Annotated in this window: 16 protein-coding genes; 10 read left to right on the forward strand and 6 right to left on the reverse strand. The window is 70.5% G+C overall.

Annotated elements, in window-relative coordinates:
- Nucleotides 1–59: 59 nt before the first annotated feature.
- Nucleotides 60–1,289, forward strand: a complete 1,230-nt coding sequence (locus AB0E69_RS05205; protein WP_360139779.1) for an FAD-dependent monooxygenase — start codon at nucleotides 60–62, stop codon at nucleotides 1,287–1,289.
- Here AB0E69_RS05205 and AB0E69_RS05210 read toward each other — a convergent pair.
- On the reverse strand, nucleotides 1,239–1,829 hold the full coding sequence (locus AB0E69_RS05210; protein ID WP_360139782.1) for a TIGR03086 family metal-binding protein: 591 nt from the start codon (nucleotides 1,827–1,829) through the stop codon (nucleotides 1,239–1,241). The two genes, AB0E69_RS05205 and AB0E69_RS05210, sit on opposite strands and share 51 nt — an antisense overlap.
- Before the next feature lie 150 nt (nucleotides 1,830–1,979).
- Entirely contained in the window at nucleotides 1,980–2,570 is a 591-nt protein-coding gene (locus AB0E69_RS05215) for an HhH-GPD-type base excision DNA repair protein (RefSeq protein ID WP_360139785.1), read from the reverse strand.
- 75 nt (nucleotides 2,571–2,645) lie between these two features.
- Here AB0E69_RS05215 and AB0E69_RS05220 point away from each other — a divergent pair, with 75 nt between their 5' ends.
- Nucleotides 2,646–3,560 carry a GntR family transcriptional regulator gene (locus AB0E69_RS05220; protein WP_360139788.1) on the forward strand — a complete coding sequence of 305 codons (915 nt, stop codon included), beginning with the start codon at nucleotides 2,646–2,648 and terminating at the stop codon, nucleotides 3,558–3,560.
- Nucleotides 3,561–3,587: 27 nt separating this feature from the next.
- Complete coding sequence (locus tag AB0E69_RS05225) at nucleotides 3,588–4,463, forward strand: hypothetical protein (protein WP_360139791.1); 876 nt, start codon at nucleotides 3,588–3,590, stop codon at nucleotides 4,461–4,463.
- Here the strand turns inward: AB0E69_RS05225 and AB0E69_RS05230 are convergent.
- Entirely contained in the window at nucleotides 4,446–5,393 is a 948-nt protein-coding gene (locus AB0E69_RS05230; RefSeq protein WP_360139794.1) for an NAD-dependent epimerase/dehydratase family protein, read from the reverse strand. The two genes, AB0E69_RS05225 and AB0E69_RS05230, sit on opposite strands and share 18 nt — an antisense overlap.
- 56 nt (nucleotides 5,394–5,449) lie before the next feature.
- On the opposite strand from AB0E69_RS05230, the gene AB0E69_RS05235 reads away from it, so the two are divergent.
- From AB0E69_RS05235 to AB0E69_RS05255, 5 genes are all read left to right on the forward strand, one after another.
- Nucleotides 5,450–6,124, forward strand: coding sequence for an SDR family oxidoreductase (locus AB0E69_RS05235; RefSeq protein WP_360139797.1), 675 nt, complete (start codon nucleotides 5,450–5,452; stop codon nucleotides 6,122–6,124).
- Between the two features lie 81 nt (nucleotides 6,125–6,205).
- The gene (locus AB0E69_RS05240) at nucleotides 6,206–7,738 is read left to right on the forward strand and encodes an LCP family protein (RefSeq protein WP_360139800.1); all 1,533 of its coding nucleotides are present in this window, start codon (nucleotides 6,206–6,208) and stop codon (nucleotides 7,736–7,738) included.
- A gap of 78 nt (nucleotides 7,739–7,816) precedes the next feature.
- A complete protein-coding gene (locus tag AB0E69_RS05245) occupies nucleotides 7,817–8,194 on the forward strand; it encodes a YciI family protein (protein WP_360139803.1) in 378 nt (125 codons plus the stop codon).
- 37 nt (nucleotides 8,195–8,231) lie between these two features.
- Complete coding sequence (locus AB0E69_RS05250) at nucleotides 8,232–9,047, forward strand: alpha/beta hydrolase (RefSeq protein WP_360139806.1); 816 nt, start codon at nucleotides 8,232–8,234, stop codon at nucleotides 9,045–9,047.
- A gap of 213 nt (nucleotides 9,048–9,260) precedes the next feature.
- Entirely contained in the window at nucleotides 9,261–9,875 is a 615-nt protein-coding gene (locus tag AB0E69_RS05255) for a superoxide dismutase (RefSeq protein WP_360139809.1), read from the forward strand.
- 51 nt (nucleotides 9,876–9,926) lie between these two features.
- On the opposite strand, the gene AB0E69_RS05260 is transcribed toward AB0E69_RS05255, so the two are convergent.
- The gene (locus AB0E69_RS05260; RefSeq protein WP_360139812.1) at nucleotides 9,927–10,721 is read right to left on the reverse strand and encodes an alpha/beta hydrolase; all 795 of its coding nucleotides are present in this window, start codon (nucleotides 10,719–10,721) and stop codon (nucleotides 9,927–9,929) included.
- 182 nt (nucleotides 10,722–10,903) lie between these two features.
- Between AB0E69_RS05260 and AB0E69_RS05265 the strand changes: the two genes are divergently transcribed.
- Both AB0E69_RS05265 and AB0E69_RS05270 read left to right on the forward strand, forming a co-directional pair.
- Nucleotides 10,904–11,347, forward strand: coding sequence for a phage holin family protein (locus AB0E69_RS05265; RefSeq protein WP_360139815.1), 444 nt, complete (start codon nucleotides 10,904–10,906; stop codon nucleotides 11,345–11,347).
- Nucleotides 11,344–11,745 carry a DUF3618 domain-containing protein gene (locus AB0E69_RS05270; RefSeq protein ID WP_360139818.1) on the forward strand — a complete coding sequence of 134 codons (402 nt, stop codon included), beginning with the start codon at nucleotides 11,344–11,346 and terminating at the stop codon, nucleotides 11,743–11,745. The genes AB0E69_RS05265 and AB0E69_RS05270 overlap by 4 nt, the downstream gene beginning before the upstream one ends.
- Nucleotides 11,746–11,759: 14 nt before the next feature.
- On the opposite strand, the gene AB0E69_RS05275 is transcribed toward AB0E69_RS05270, so the two are convergent.
- Both AB0E69_RS05275 and AB0E69_RS05280 read right to left on the reverse strand, forming a co-directional pair.
- A complete protein-coding gene (locus tag AB0E69_RS05275) occupies nucleotides 11,760–13,016 on the reverse strand; it encodes an RNA polymerase sigma factor (protein ID WP_360139820.1) in 1,257 nt (418 codons plus the stop codon).
- A gap of 15 nt (nucleotides 13,017–13,031) precedes the next feature.
- A complete protein-coding gene (locus AB0E69_RS05280; RefSeq protein WP_360139823.1) occupies nucleotides 13,032–14,012 on the reverse strand; it encodes a methyltransferase in 981 nt (326 codons plus the stop codon).
- Nucleotides 14,013–14,127: the final 115 nt, after the last annotated feature.

Consider the following 14,127-nt stretch of genomic DNA (forward strand, 5'->3'; position numbering starts at 1 on the left):
CTTCCGACCTGGGCGTAGTGCACCGTTACGGCGTACGCGCACTAGTGGAGGGAAGGCCAATGAAGGTATTGATTTCGGGTGGCGGGATTGCCGGTCCGGCGGTGGCGTTCTGGCTGCGGCGGTTCGGGTTCGAGCCGACGGTGGTGGAGATCGCGCCGGGGCCACGGCCTGGTGGGCAGACGGTGGACCTGCGCGGGGTGTCGCCCACGGTGGCCGAGCGAATGGGGATCATGCCGGAGGTCGCGGCGAGGCAGTTGCCGGAGCGGGGGCTGGAGTACGTGCGGGCCGACGGCTCGCGAGCGGCGGCGATGTCGATGGAGGCTCTCGGCGGGGCGGGACCGGTCGCGGAGATCGAGATCCTGCGCGGCGACCTGGCCGCGATCCTGGCCGGGGTGACCGAGGACGTCGAGTACCGGTACGACGACTCGATCGTCGAGCTCGACCAGGACGCGTCGGGGGTCTCGGTGACCTTCGCGAGTGGGACGACGGAGCGGTTCGATCTGGTGATCGGCGCGGACGGTGTGCACTCGCGGGTGCGGCGGCTGGCGTTCGGGCCGGAGCCGGAGTTCGTGCAACACCTCGGCGGCTACACGTCGTACTTCACCGTCGAGACGCCGGCGCCGCTGAACGACTGGATGAAGCTGTACTCCGCGCCGCGCGGGCTGTGGGTCGGGCTGCGACCGGACCACGATCCGCGGTACGCGAAGGCGCTGCTGAGCTTCCGGTCGCCGGTGCTGTCCTACGACCGGCGCGATGTCGACGCGCAGAAGGAGCTCGTGCGGCAGCGGTTCGCCGGACTCGGCTGGCACACCGCGCACATCCTGGAAGGGTTGCGCGAGGCGGACGACTTCTACCTCGACACCATCAGCCGTGTCGTGGTGCCGCAGTGGTCGCGCGGCCGGGTCGCGCTCGTCGGCGACGCCGGGTACTGCGGTTCGCCGATGGCCGGCCACGGTACGGCGCTCTCGCTCGTCGGGGCGTATGTACTGGCGGGGGAGCTGGCCGCTGCGCAGGGCGATCACGGCCGCGCGTTCCCGGCGTACCAAGCCCGGATGCAGGCTTACGTCAAGCAGCGGATGGAGCTGCCGCCGGGCGGGATCAAGCTGGCGATGCCGATGACCGCGTTCGGGATCGGGTACCGCAACCTGATGCTGCGGGTGATGACGTCCCGGCCGCTGATCGGTGTACTCGCCAAGATGACCGTGGCGAAGCCGGACGCGATCGACCTGCCGGAGTACTCAGTCGAGCGGGGAGACCCAGTCCGGGTTCCGGCCGAGGAGGCCGAGTAGCTGGTCGAAGTTGGAGGCGGTGCCGGAGACCTTGACGCTGCGCTCGAAGGCCGCACCAGGGCCACGCGAGGCGTCGGTGTCGGGGATCCGGCGGGCCAGGGTGAGCGCCATCTCCACCATGTCCGGCGGCGGGTTGTACGGGGCGTCGATCGCGCGGGCCAGGTCCCAGGCGTGCACGACGCAGTCGAGCTGGTGGAAGGTCAGCGCGACCCGGCGCGGGAACGAGCCGAACTCGCGCACCTCCATCAGCCGGTCCAGGGCCCCGCCGTCGGCGAACGCGTCGGCGACCCGGACGTTCGACCGGCGGTAGGCGCCGGCCGGGTTGTCGCCGAGGCGGCCGCCGTTCCAGGTCTGCACCGGCGCGGTGCCGTTCAGGGCCGCGGCGGCGAACCCCTCGTTCTCGCTGACGATGTGCCGGAGCAGCCCCCGGACCGTCCAGTCCGGGCACGGTGTCGGGAACCACAACTGCTCGGGCCGCACCTGCATCACGACCTCGCCCAGCACCGCACCGGCCCTACGATCCAGATCCCGGATGTCCATCCGCGCTCCTCGGTCGGGTTCCCCAGCCGAGCATAGGCGGGTCCGTCGCCGGCCGCAGAAAACCGCGCGGTTCACAAGGGACAACCCGCACGCAAACCGCCTTACCTGCAACAAGTACGGCGTCAGTGTCGCGCCGGTCGCGCGCCGGGGTCAGGCGCCGGCGACCTCCTTGGCCGAGGCCTTCGCGGCCTTCTTGAAGTTGCGGACCTCGCCCAGCGACGCGGCATCGGTGACGTCGGCGATCGACCGGCGCGAGCCGCGGTCGCCGTAGTGGCCGGCGGCCTCGCGCCAGCCCTTCGGCTGGACGCCGCGCTGCTTGCCGAGCAGCGCGAGGAAGATCTTCGCCTTCTGCTCACCGAACCCGGGCAGCGCCTTCAGCCGCCTGAGCACCTCGGCGCCGTCCGGCTTCGGGCGGCCGGCCAGCCAGATGTTCGCGGTCTCGCCGTCGTAGTTCTCGATGATGTGCTGCGCCAGCGCGTGCACCCGCCGGCCCATCGAACCGCCGTACCGATGGATCGCCGGCGGGGTCACGGCCAGCTCGACGAAGGCGTCGAGGTCGGTCGCGGCGATCTTGTGCAGGTCGAACCCGTCCATCCGGTTCGCGAGCTTGAACGGACCGGAGAACGCGTGCTCCATCGGGTACTGCTGGTCCAGCAGCATCCCGACCAGCAGGGCGAACGGGTCGTCGTTGAGCAGCTTGTCGGCATCCGGGTTGCCGGTGAGGTGCAGTTCGCGCAGCATGCCGCCCATCTTGACACGACCACAGCCCACGTCGGGCTAGTGCACGTACGATGTATGCGTACTAGGGAGGCTTGGATGAGCGAGGCGCCGTACCAGCAGATCGCGGGTGAGCTCCGGCGGCGGATCGAGGCGGGGGAGCTGCGGCCGGGGGACCGGGTGCCGTCGACGCGGGCGCTCGTGCGCGACTTCGGGGTGGCGATGGCGACCGCGACGAAGGCGCTGCAGGTGCTGCAGCAGGAGCGGCTCGTGCATCCGAGTCCGGGAGTCGGGACGGTGGTGGGGCCGCCGCCGCGTCCGCGCCGTACCGAGGCGGTGGCCGCCGAGCGGCGGGTCGTGGTCGACGGCGATCTCAACCGGGACGAGGTCGTGCGGATGGCGATCGCGATCGCGGACGCCGACGGGTTGCCGGCGTTGTCGATGCGGCGGCTGGCGGCGGAGCTCGGGGTGTCGACGATGGCGCTCTACCGGTACGTCGGGGGCAAGGACGCGCTGGTGATGCAGATGGTCGATGCCGCGATCCAGGAGTTTCCGCTGGGGGAGCCGCTGGCGGACTGGCGGGAGCAGATCGCGTTCGTCGCGCGGGTGCACTGGAAGGCTTACCGCCGGCACCTGTGGATGGCGAGCGCGATCAGTCTCAGCCGGCCGCAGTTGGTGCCGGGCCTGCTGCCGCACAGCAACGCCGTACTGCGGGCGCTTCGGGGTTTCTCGAAGGTCGACGCGCTGTCGGCGATGATCAGCACGTTCGCGTACGTGCGCGGGATCGCGCTGGTGATGGAGGCCGAGGCGCAGGCCGAGCAGGACACCGGGCTGACCGCGGACGAGTGGATGGACCGGCAAGGCGGCCAGCTCGCGACGATGATCGCGGCCGGAAACCTGTCCGAGTTCCGCGAGTTCTTTGCGGACGGGTTTACGTACGACTACGACCTCGACCACCTCTTCGAATTCGGCCTCGCGGTCATGCTTGATGGGATCGGCGCGCGGCTACGCTGAGTGCTGACGTCTTCTCCGGAGGTGCCGATGGAGCCTGTGTTCGCGCCGGATGTGCCGGCGCGTGTGCGGCGGTTGTACGAGCAGCGGCCGGAGTTGTTCGTGGCGGCCGACGCTCCGAAGCCGAAGCGGCAGACGTCGTGGTCGGTGGCGCCGGGGAACACGTTCGGCACGCTGCTGGTGTGGATGGCGGTGTGCGTCGGCGGATGGATCCTGGCGCTGATCATCCTCGCCGGGATGCTGCCGACGGCGGCCGCGGCGTGGTCGGCGCTCGTGCTCGCGGGGCTCGCCGTCCTCGCGACCGGCGGGATCGTGGTCAAGTCGCTGGCCGAGGACCGCGGGCACAAGGCGGTCCGGCTGGAGCACGGGAAGTACCTGCTGCCGGAGGACTTCGACGAGCCGGCCGGGCGGTTGCTCGGGCGGGCCCAGCGCGCGGTCAGAACGGTGCTTGAGGCAACAGTCACCAAGCAGGGCCTGCTCGATGATGTGAAGAACGAGTTGGTGCTGCCGGAGCAGCTGTGGGACATCGCGCAGGTACTGCGGGAGCAGACGGTACTGCGAGCCCGCCAGCAGGATGTGGCGCGCGGGATGGCGACCGCCGAGCTGGACGCCGTACTGGGCCCGCAGCGCCAGGCGCTCGCGCTCTCGGTGGACGCCATCAAGCGCAAGGTCGACCTGCTCGACCGGTACGCCGACCGGGTCCGCTCCGCCGACGCCGCCCTCCGCGCCGAAGCAGCCCTGGCCGACGGCGACCGCTACATCGAACTCCTGGCCCGCACCGAACCCGTCGGCGACACCTCGATCGTCGAAGGCTTCACCGACGAAGCCACCGCCCTGAAAGACACCCTCACCCGAACCATCAACGCCGCCCGGGACGCCGGCCGAACGTTAGCTCTTCCGGAGTAGTTCCAGCTCCTGCTCCGGCGTCAGGCCGACCGACAGGTCGGGCGTGCCGCGGGCCGCGTCCCAGGCGAGCGTGTCGGCAACGGTCTGGCGGAGTGGGGTGTGGGACATGCCGGCTGCCAGCGCCTTGGCTGGGTTGCGGCGGCGTTCGCCCCACTCGGCCTCGGGGTCCATCAGGGGGAAGCGGGGTGGGACCGCGTCGAACGGGACCTGGACGAGCTCGACGGTGGTCCCGGCCAGGTCGGCGGCCAGTTCGATCAGCTCGGCGATCGTGGAGTCCGGGCCGATCGCGTTGTAGGCGCCGGGGCGACCGTCGGCGATCAGCTGGACGATGAGACGGCCCACGTCCCGGCTGTCGATGAGTTGGAGTGGGGCCTCCGGCTTGGTCGGCAGGGCCACACGCCCACCGCGGGCGCCGCGACGGATCCAGTACAAAGCGGTGCCGGACGCGTCACCGGGCCCGGTGACGCGTCCAGGTCGAACGATGGTCGCGCGGTCGCCGTACCGCTCCCAGACATCGTCCTCGCACGCCACCTTGCAGGGCCCGTACGTCGCGTTCGTCAGCACCTCGGCGTCGCGCATCGGCTCCCGCCGCGGCGCGGTCTCGTCCGTCCCAGCGGGCAGGTCGCGCACGTAGACCGCGTGGCTCGAGACGAACACGTACCGCCCGACGCGATCACCGAGCGCGTCCATCGCCTGATCGATGTCCCGCGTCCGGAAGCCGCTTAGATCGACGACCGCGTCCCACGCGCCGGTCCGCAGCGCCGAGTACTCACCGGTGTCCCGATCCCCGACCAGCTGTGTGACTTCGGACGGCAGCGGCGTACCACTGATCCCACGGCTGAACGACGTCACCTCCGCGCCGTGCTTCAGCGCGTCCGCGACGACCGCACGCCCGACAAACCCGTTCCCACCGAGCACCAAGATCCGCACAACCGCCCAACCTAGTCCCACCCCGACCCCGCGGCGAGCCGATTAAGCTCGTCGGCATGACCAAGACAGTGGTTGTTGCCGGTGGCACCGGTGCGCTCGGCCAGGCGGTGACCGCCGAGTTCCTGCGGGCCGGCTGGCGGGTCGTCGTACCCGGCCGCTCCGAGGAGTCACTCGCCCGCCTCGGCACCGACCCGGCGCTCAACCCGGTCCTCGCCGACCCGCTCGACCCCGCGGGTACGGCGGACGTCGTCGCGCTCGCCACCTCCGACGAGAGCGCACCACTGACCGCACTGGTCAATCTCGTCGGCGGATTCGCCAGCGGCGGCCGGGTGCACGAGACGCCGATCGACGACTTCGAGGAACAGCTCCGGCTCAACCTGCGACCGACGTACCTGATCACCCAGGCCGTCCTTCCGCACCTGCTCGCGGCCGGCGGCGGCGCGATCGTGTGTACGTCGAGCCGCGCGGCGCAGCGCCCGTTCGCCGGGGCGGCCGGGTACATCACGGCGAAGGCCGGGGTGCTCGCCTTCGCCGACGCGCTGCACGCGGAGTACGCGAAGCGCGGCATCCGGGTGAACACGATCATCCCGGGCACCATCGACACCCCGGCCAACCGCGCCGCGATGCCGGACGCCGACACCAGCACCTGGACCCCACCGGCCCGGATCGCGACCGTGGTCCGGACGCTGGTGGAAACCGACGGGTTCAGCGGTGGGCACCTGAATGTTTGACAACCGATTGCTCCTGTAACACGTCTGAAGAGGTAGAGGGTGCGCCGGTGTCGCACACTTGAATCGGGGACGGGAGAGCCAATGGGTAGTCGTGCGCGCGCGGCAGCGAGCCGGCCACGGTCGGTGCCGAAGTTGCTGGGTCTGACCCTGCTGGGCGCACTGCTCCCAGGGACCGGACTGATCGCCGGCGGCCGCCGGCGGATCGGTGCGTTCGTGCTCACGCTCTTCCTCGGCCTGGTCGGCCTCGGGGTGTACGTCGGTCTCACCCGGCGCGACGAGGTGCTCGCGGCGGCCGTCGTACCGAGCCGGCTGCTGATGACGTCGGTGGCGATCGGCGTGCTCGCGCTGCTCTGGATCGTCGTCATCGTCGCGTCGCACCGGTCGTTGCGTCCGGCAACCGGCGGGACGGGCGGCCGGGCGCTCGGGGCGGCGTTCGTCGGCATCCTGTGCTTCGCGATCGCGGCGCCGGCGGCGATCGGCGTACAGAGCGTGCTCGCGCAGCGGACGCTGGTGCAGGACGTGTTCCAGGCGCAGGGCGAGAGCAAGAGCGCGACCCGGCCGACGACGGTCAACGTCAAGGACCCGTGGGAGGACAAGCCGCGGGTCAACATCCTGCTGCTCGGCGGCGACGACGCGCCGAGCCGGGAGGGCGTCCGGACCGACACGGTGATCGTGGCGAGCATCGACACCAGGACCGGCAACGTCGCGCTGATCTCGCTGCCGCGGAACCTGACCTTCATGCCGTTCCCGGCCGACTCGCCGCTGCACAAGTTCTACCCGGACGGCTTCGGCAAGGAGGGGCTCAGCCTCGACGGGCGGCTGGAGTGGATGCTGACCGCGATGTACCAGAACATCCCGGACGCGCACCCCGGCATCCTCGGGCCGTCGGACAACGAGGGCGCGGACGTGGTCAAGCAGTCCGTGGGCGAGGCCGTCGGGCTGAAGCTGGACTACTACGTGCAGGTCAACCTGACCAGCTTCCCGGAGATCGTCGACGCGCTCGGTGGCATCACGGTGAACGTCAACGAGCGGGTCGCGATGGGCGGCATCAGCAGCTCGCACATCCCGCCGAAGGAGTGGATCGAGCCCGGCCCGAGCCAGCACCTGGACGGCCGGCACGCGCTCTGGTTCGCCCGCGGCCGGTACGGCGCCGACGACGACCAGCGCCAGGTCCGCCAGCGCTGCACGATCAAGGCCATGGTCGACGCGTCCAACCCGCGCACACTCGTCACGAAGTACAAGGCGATCGCCCGCGCCGGCCAGCACCTGCTCCGCACCGACATCCCGCAGGAGCTCCTCCCGGCCTTCGTCCAACTGGCCCTCAAGGTCAAGTCCGGCACCGTCTCCAACGTCACCCTCGACGCGGACAAGCTCCGCCTCAAGCACCTGCACCCCGACTACCAGGCCCTCCGCGACACCGTGGAGCACGCTCTGGAGTCCGACCCGGTCCCGTCCACCACCCCGTCGACCCCGTCCACCCCATCGACGACCCCGTCGACACCGGTCGCTCCGAAGACCCAGCGCCCGACCGGCACGACCACCACCCCACCCGGCCCCACCCAGAACCTGGCCGACGCCTGCGCCTACCAGCCCAACGGCGACCAGCCCAACTAACTTTCTGCGGCCGGGTGTCGATCTGGCATTCGGCCGCTCGACGTGAGAGCAAAGGATCTACACGTCGAAGGAGCCGGAATGCGATTCATGATCATCAACAAGGCGGACGCCGACAGCGAGGCCGGGAAGTTCCCGCCGCCGGAGGTGGGCGAGGCGGTCGGCAAGGTCGTCGAGGACCTGTCCAAGGCCGGCGTCCTGCTCTTCGCCGAGGGCGTCCACCGGAGCTCCCTGGGCGCCCGCGTCAAGGTCGACGCCGGCCGGCGCACGGTCACCGACGGCCCGTTCGCCGAGACCAAGGAGCTGGTCGGCGGCGTCATCGTCGTCGAGGTCCGCAACCGCGACGAAGCCATCGAATGGGCCGCCCGCCTCGCCGAAGCCCTCCGCGACGAGGTGGAAGTCCGCCGAGTCGTCGAAGAAGCCGACTTCGACCCGAACTCGGACCTATACCAGAACTGACGTGTCCATTCCGGCCGGCGCCGTTCGTGGTACCGGCATGAACAACACACTGAAGGTTCCCGAGGCGGAGTTGTACTACGAGGTGCGTGGGTCCGGGCCGTTGCTGGTCCTCGTCGGCGCACCGATGAATGCGGACTCGTTCGCACCCCTGGCCGACCTGATGGCCGACAGCTACACCGTGCTGACCCTGGACCCGCGCGGTGTCAGCCGCAGCACGCTGAACCCCGGCGGTACGTCGCGGCCGGACCAGCGGGCCGACGACCTGGCCCGGCTGATCCGGCACGTCGACGCCGGGCCGGCCGTCGTCCTCGGCTCGAGCGGAGGAGCGGTCAGTGCACTCGCGCTGGCGCAGGACCGTCCGGACGTCGTACACGCCGTCATCGCCCACGAGCCGCCGCTCGACCGCCTGGTTCCGGACGGGGACGAGTTGCTCGCGAAGTCGGAGAAGCTGATGGCGGACTGGCTGGCCGGCGACCGAGTCGGAGCCTGGCGGCAGTTCTTCGAGCTCGGCAACCTGCAGCTGCCGGACGAAGTGGTGGAAATGATGTTCGGCGGCGAGCAGGACCCGCAGGTGCTGGCCGACCACCGGTTCTGGTTCGACCACGAGATGCGCGAGACCATCACCTGGCTCCCCGACCTGGCGAAGCTCCGGCAGGCCAAGGTTGTGATCGGCATCGGCGAGGACTCGACCGGCCAACTCTGCGACCGTACGTCGACCGCCCTCGCCGACGGGCTCGGCATCACCCCGGTCCGCTTCCCCGGCGACCACACCGGCTTCGTGGGCCGACCGGACGCGTTCGCGAAGGCGCTCCGGGCCGAGCTGATCGAGGTGGGTTTCCCGCCGGGGTCGTAGGTGAGACGCGCCCGTCGGGCCGCTGGGGCAGTATGTGAAGCTGGGGGTGTCCGGGGTGTGCAGCTGGTCGTCCCGGGCACCGGTCGGTGGTACCCGCGGACCACGCGCCCGCGTGGTGCCTTGACCTCAACCGTGGTTGAAGTTTCAAGCTGGTGTCGCTGACCGAGGACATCGGAGATATCGGCCCCCGCGGGCCCCGACGAAGGAGCAGAGTTGACCACGTACACGCTTCCCGACCTCCCCTACGACTACGGCGCACTGGCGCCGAGCATCGCCGGCGAGATCATGGAGCTGCACCACGACAAGCACCACGCGACCTACGTGAAGGGCCTCAACGACACGCTCGAGAAGCTGGCCGCGGCCCGCGAGAGCGGTGACTTCGGGGCGATCGTCGGGCTGGAGAAGACGCTCGCCTTCAACCTCGGCGGGCACGTGAACCACTCCATCTTCTGGAAGAACCTGTCCCCGGACGGCGGCGACAAGCCGGACGGCGAGCTGGGCGCGGCGCTGGACGAGTACTTCGGCTCGTTCGACGCCTTCCAGGCGCACTTCACCGCGAGCGCGACCACGATCCAGGGCTCCGGCTGGGCCATCCTCGGCTGGGACGCGCTGGCCGGGCGGCTGCTCGTCCACCAGCTGTACGACCAGCAGGGCAACCTGCCGGCCGGGCAGGTCCCGATCGTGATGCTGGACATGTGGGAGCACGCCTTCTACCTGCAGTACAAGAACGTGAAGCCGGACTACGTCAAGGCGTGGTGGAACGTCGTCAACTGGGCCGACGCCCAGGCCCGCTTCGACGCCGCCCGCGGCGCGAGCAACCTGGTCTGACCCCCGCTTCGGGCCCGGTGAACCGACTCCGGTTCACCGGGCCCGCGCGCGTCACAGGCTGTGCCCGGAGCAGAAGGCCCGGATCACCGGCGCGATCGCCGTCGCCTTGATCACGTGCATCTGACCAGGCACCTCGTGGTGCTCGGCCCCCGGTACCACCGATGCCAGCTCCCGCGTCGACGTCTTCATCCAGGCCGGGCTCTTCCCGCCGTTCACGACCAGCACCGGTACGTCGATCGCCGCCCACTGCGCCGCGTCGAGCGGCTGCCCGGACCCGTTCGATCCGACGACCGCGGCGTCGTACGGCAGCGTGTGCGCCAGCGCCTTCAGGCCCTTCCAGGCCGGCATCAGCTGCATCATCGTGACCATGGCGCCGGGCAGCCCGACGCCCTTGGTCATGAAGTACTTCACCGCCGGACCCGGCTCGCGCGACCGCAGCTCGTCCACCCAGTCCGACGGGACCGGCTTCCGGCTGGCGTCGACCACGAACGGCGGCTCGAACGCGACCAGCTTCTCGATCGCCACGCCCGCCTGAGCCGCCCGCAGCGCCAGCGCCGCGCCGGACGACGAGCCGTAGACGTACGCCGACCCGCCCGCCGCCTCGATCACCGCGGCCAGGTCCTCGACCTCCCGGTCGGCGTCGTACGGCGAGGTGTCGCCGGACTCGCCCCGTCCGCGCCGGTCGTACGTGTAGACCGTGAAGGCGTCTGCGAGCTGCTCCGCGACGTCGGGCATCGGTCCTTGCGCACGGCAACAGAGTGCGCCGTCGACCAGCACCAGCGCCGGTCCTTTCCCGCGCCGGTCGTAGGCGATGGCCGTGCCGTCCTTCGAAATCACTGTGTTCATCGCAGTCCTCCTGGTGGTGTCGCTCGTTACCCCTGCGTCGGCCGTGACCGTTCCGCGTCGACACGATGTGACCTAGATCACACCTGGAGCACAGTCAGTGCGTTTCGAGGCTCGATCGGCAAGCTCTGCGTAACCGTCCGCCGACTGGGTACCGGGTCGTCAGCCGAGCCTGGGAGGCGGTTATGGAGACACGTCCAGTAGTCCGGCCGAGCGCCGAACTGAATGGTCGTCACGACAACGTTGGTGCGCTGGTGAGTGACCTCACCAGCGACCTGAGCCGATTGGTCCGCGACGAGCTGCAACTTGCCAAGGCCGAGCTGAAGGTGAAAGGCAAGGAGGCCGGCGTCGGTGCCGGGCTCTTCGGCGGCGCCGGTACGGTCGCGGTCTACGGGCTCGGCGTACTGATCGCGGCGGCGGTCCTGGGGTTGGCCACCGCGCTACCGGCCTGGCTGTCGGCACTGATCGTCGCCGGCGCGCTGTTCGTGATCGCCGCGGTCGCGGCGCTGCTCGGTAAACGGCACGTCTCGCGTGCCACTCCGCCCGTCCCGCAACGTGCCGTCGACGGCGTGCACGAGGACCTCGAAGCGCTCAAGGGCCACCAGCCGGAAGGGAAACCCACATCATGAGCACCACCAAGAACGCCAACCACCGCGAGCCGCTGACCGAGAGCGAGACGCTCCGGGTCGACCTGGAACAGACCCGCGCGCACCTCGCCGACACGGTCCAGCAGCTCAGCGAGCGGCTGAACGTCCCGCACCGCGTCAAGGAAACCGCCAGCCAGGCGGGGCACCGAGCTTCCGAGGTCGCCAGCCAGGCCGGCCACCGGGCCTCCGAGGTCGCGAGCCAGGCCGGGCACCGAGCCACCGAAGTTGCTGGGCAGGCCGGCCAGAAGGTGAAGGAAGTTCCGGCCGTGCTGAAGGATCTGCCGGCCCTGAGCCTGCGGCACCCCAAGGTCGTGGCCGCTGTCGGCGGCGTGCTGGCCCTCGGTGTCGGTGCGGCCGCTTGGATGTCGCGTCGCAAGTAGTCGGCAGGCGGTAGCTAGCAGGCGGCCGCGCGTTCGAGGAGGAGTTTGCGCTCGCGCTCGTTGCGGGTGAGCGCAGCCGCCTTCTCGAACTCGGTCCGGGCTTCGTCCAGCCGGCCGAGCTTGAAGAGCAGGTCGCCGCGCACGCTCGGTAGGAAGTGGTAGTCCTTCAGCGACGGGTCGTCGGCGAGGGCGTCGACGGCCTCCAGCCCACGCTCCGGCCCGAAGGCCATCGAGACCGCGACGGCCAGGTTGAGCTCGACCACCGGCGACGGGGTGACCTGGGCGAGGATCGAATAGAGACCCGCGATCCGCTCCCAGTCGGTGTCGTCCGGATCGGCCGCGCGGGCGTGGCACGCGGCGATCGCGGCCTGCAGAAGGTAGGGACCCGGCGGCTTCTCCAGCGCCCAGGCCCGGTCGAGGCCTTCGAGCCCGCGGCGGATGAGCAGGCGGTCCCAGCGGCGACGGTCCTGCTCGAGCAGCAGCACGGGTTCGCCGTCCGGGCCGGTCCGAGCGTTGGCCCGGGACGACTGCAGCTCCATCAGCGCCAGGAGGCCGTGGACCTCGGGCTCGGTCGGCATCAGCTCGGCGAGCAGCCGGCCGAGGCGCATAGCCTCGTTGCACAGCGCCGGGCGCATCCAGTCGTCGCCGGCGGTCGCGGAGTACCCCTCGTTGTAGATCAGGTAGACGACCTCGAGAACCGCGCCGAGCCGGCTCAAGAGGTCCTCGCCGGCCGGCACCTCGAACTCGACGCCGGCCTTGGCCAGGTTGCGCTTGGCCCGGACGATCCGCTGCGCGATCGTCGCCTCCGGGGCCAGGAAGGCGCGGGCGATCTCGTCGGTCTTCAGGCCGCCGAGCAGCTTGAGCGTCAGCGTGACCCGGGCGTCCATCGTCAGCACCGGGTGACAGGCGGTGAACACCAGCCGGAGCAGGTCGTCTTCGATGTGGTCCTCGAGGATCGCCTCTACGTCGTCCTCGACGCTGTCGCCGTCGATCTCCAGTTCGTGGCCCATCTCGGCGAGCTTGCGCTGGTACGTCTCCTTGCGCCGGATCAGGTCGATCGCCCGCCGCTTGGCGATCGCCATCAGCCAGGCGCCCGGGTTGTTCGGTACGCCGGACTCCGGCCACTGCTCCAGAGCCGCCACCAGCGCGTCCTGCGCCAGCTCCTCGGCGAGCCCGACGTCCCGCACGATCCGCGCCACACCCGCGATGATCCGTGCCGACTCGATCCGCCAGACCGCGTCGACCGCCCCGTGCGCCTCCGTTACCGTCACCCCGCCGATAGAACCTCAGCAACCGCCCGGACGCAACTGCCATAAGTCGGTCACCTCCCCGTCACGGGCTCGCCGGTGCCGCGGTTCGACGCTCGTCCGGCCGGCGACCCGGAGGCCACCGGCCTGGAACATTGCTACCAACTCACCGCGTGACCTGAGCCCGAGCAGCTCGGCCAGGTCGGACAGGATCAGCCACGCTTCGCCACCCGGTTCGAGGCGTTCGCGAACGGTCCCCAGGAACCCGCGGAGCATCCGCCCGTCCTCGTCGTACACCGCCCGGTCGAGGGCCGTGAGCGGAGTGGCCGGGATCCAGGGCGGGTTGCAGACGATCAGGTCCGCCCGGCCTGGCGGGAACAGATCGGTCTCCAGTACCTCGGCGCTCACCGCCAACCGCTCGAGGTTCTCCCGGGCGCACGCGACCGCCCGCGGGTTGTTGTCGGTAGCAACCAGCCGGCGAATGCCACGCCTGGCGAGGATCGCGGCCAGGAGCCCAGTACCGGTTCCGATGTCGAACGCCGTACCAGCTCCCGCCGGCAAGGGTTGCTGGGCGACGAGGTCGGCGTACTCCGAGCGGGTGGGGGCGAAGACGCCGTAGTGCGGGTGGATGCGGTCGTTGAGCGCGGGGACGTGAACGCCGCGTCGGCGAAGCTGGTGGGCGCCGATGACGCCAAGGAGCTCGCGCAGCGGGACCGGTCCGGCGTCGTGCGGCACACCGGCCTCGCGGCAGGCGGTCCGGAGGTCGGGGGATCGGCGGAGCGTGACGCGGTGCCCGGTCATTGGTACGAACAACGAGCTGAGGATCCGGACCCGCTCGGCCTGGCGCCGGCGCTGGTCCGCGAAGGAGCCGTCGCGCGGTGCCGGGACGCGGCGGCCGAGGGCGGCGAGGATTTGTCTGGCGTTCTGGAAGTCTCCTGTCCAGAGCAGGGTGTGTCCGCGGCGGATCAGGCGTAGCGCCCGATCGGCGGTCATGCGGTCGTCGACCGTGAGAAAAGGCATGAGTCGTCCCAGCCGTGAGATGGCGAAGATGGGCAGCACGGCTCGACCCCGGGAGAGCACCCGGGGGAGCGGACGACGTGACTAGCGGAGAACCGCTGCGTGTCTGGGCGAGGTC

The organism is Kribbella sp. NPDC026611, from assembly GCF_040638345.1.
Lineage (GTDB): Bacteria > Actinomycetota > Actinomycetes > Propionibacteriales > Kribbellaceae > Kribbella.

Bases quoted from the DNA above. Each gene is read 5' to 3' on its own strand.
- AB0E69_RS05205 (WP_360139779.1), top strand. From the start codon at position 60: ATGAAGGTATTGATTTCGGGTGGCGGGATTGCCGGTCCGGCGGTGGCG.
- AB0E69_RS05210 (WP_360139782.1), bottom strand. From the start codon at position 1,829: ATGGACATCCGGGATCTGGATCGTAGGGCCGGTGCGGTGCTGGGCGAG.
- AB0E69_RS05215 (WP_360139785.1), bottom strand. From the start codon at position 2,570: ATGCTGCGCGAACTGCACCTCACCGGCAACCCGGATGCCGACAAGCTG.
- AB0E69_RS05220 (WP_360139788.1), top strand. From the start codon at position 2,646: ATGAGCGAGGCGCCGTACCAGCAGATCGCGGGTGAGCTCCGGCGGCGG.
- AB0E69_RS05225 (WP_360139791.1), top strand. From the start codon at position 3,588: ATGGAGCCTGTGTTCGCGCCGGATGTGCCGGCGCGTGTGCGGCGGTTG.
- AB0E69_RS05235 (WP_360139797.1), top strand. From the start codon at position 5,450: ATGACCAAGACAGTGGTTGTTGCCGGTGGCACCGGTGCGCTCGGCCAG.
- AB0E69_RS05240 (WP_360139800.1), top strand. From the start codon at position 6,206: ATGGGTAGTCGTGCGCGCGCGGCAGCGAGCCGGCCACGGTCGGTGCCG.
- AB0E69_RS05245 (WP_360139803.1), top strand. From the start codon at position 7,817: ATGCGATTCATGATCATCAACAAGGCGGACGCCGACAGCGAGGCCGGG.
- AB0E69_RS05250 (WP_360139806.1), top strand. From the start codon at position 8,232: ATGAACAACACACTGAAGGTTCCCGAGGCGGAGTTGTACTACGAGGTG.
- AB0E69_RS05260 (WP_360139812.1), bottom strand. From the start codon at position 10,721: ATGAACACAGTGATTTCGAAGGACGGCACGGCCATCGCCTACGACCGG.
- AB0E69_RS05265 (WP_360139815.1), top strand. From the start codon at position 10,904: ATGGAGACACGTCCAGTAGTCCGGCCGAGCGCCGAACTGAATGGTCGT.
- AB0E69_RS05270 (WP_360139818.1), top strand. From the start codon at position 11,344: ATGAGCACCACCAAGAACGCCAACCACCGCGAGCCGCTGACCGAGAGC.
- AB0E69_RS05280 (WP_360139823.1), bottom strand. From the start codon at position 14,012: ATGCCTTTTCTCACGGTCGACGACCGCATGACCGCCGATCGGGCGCTA.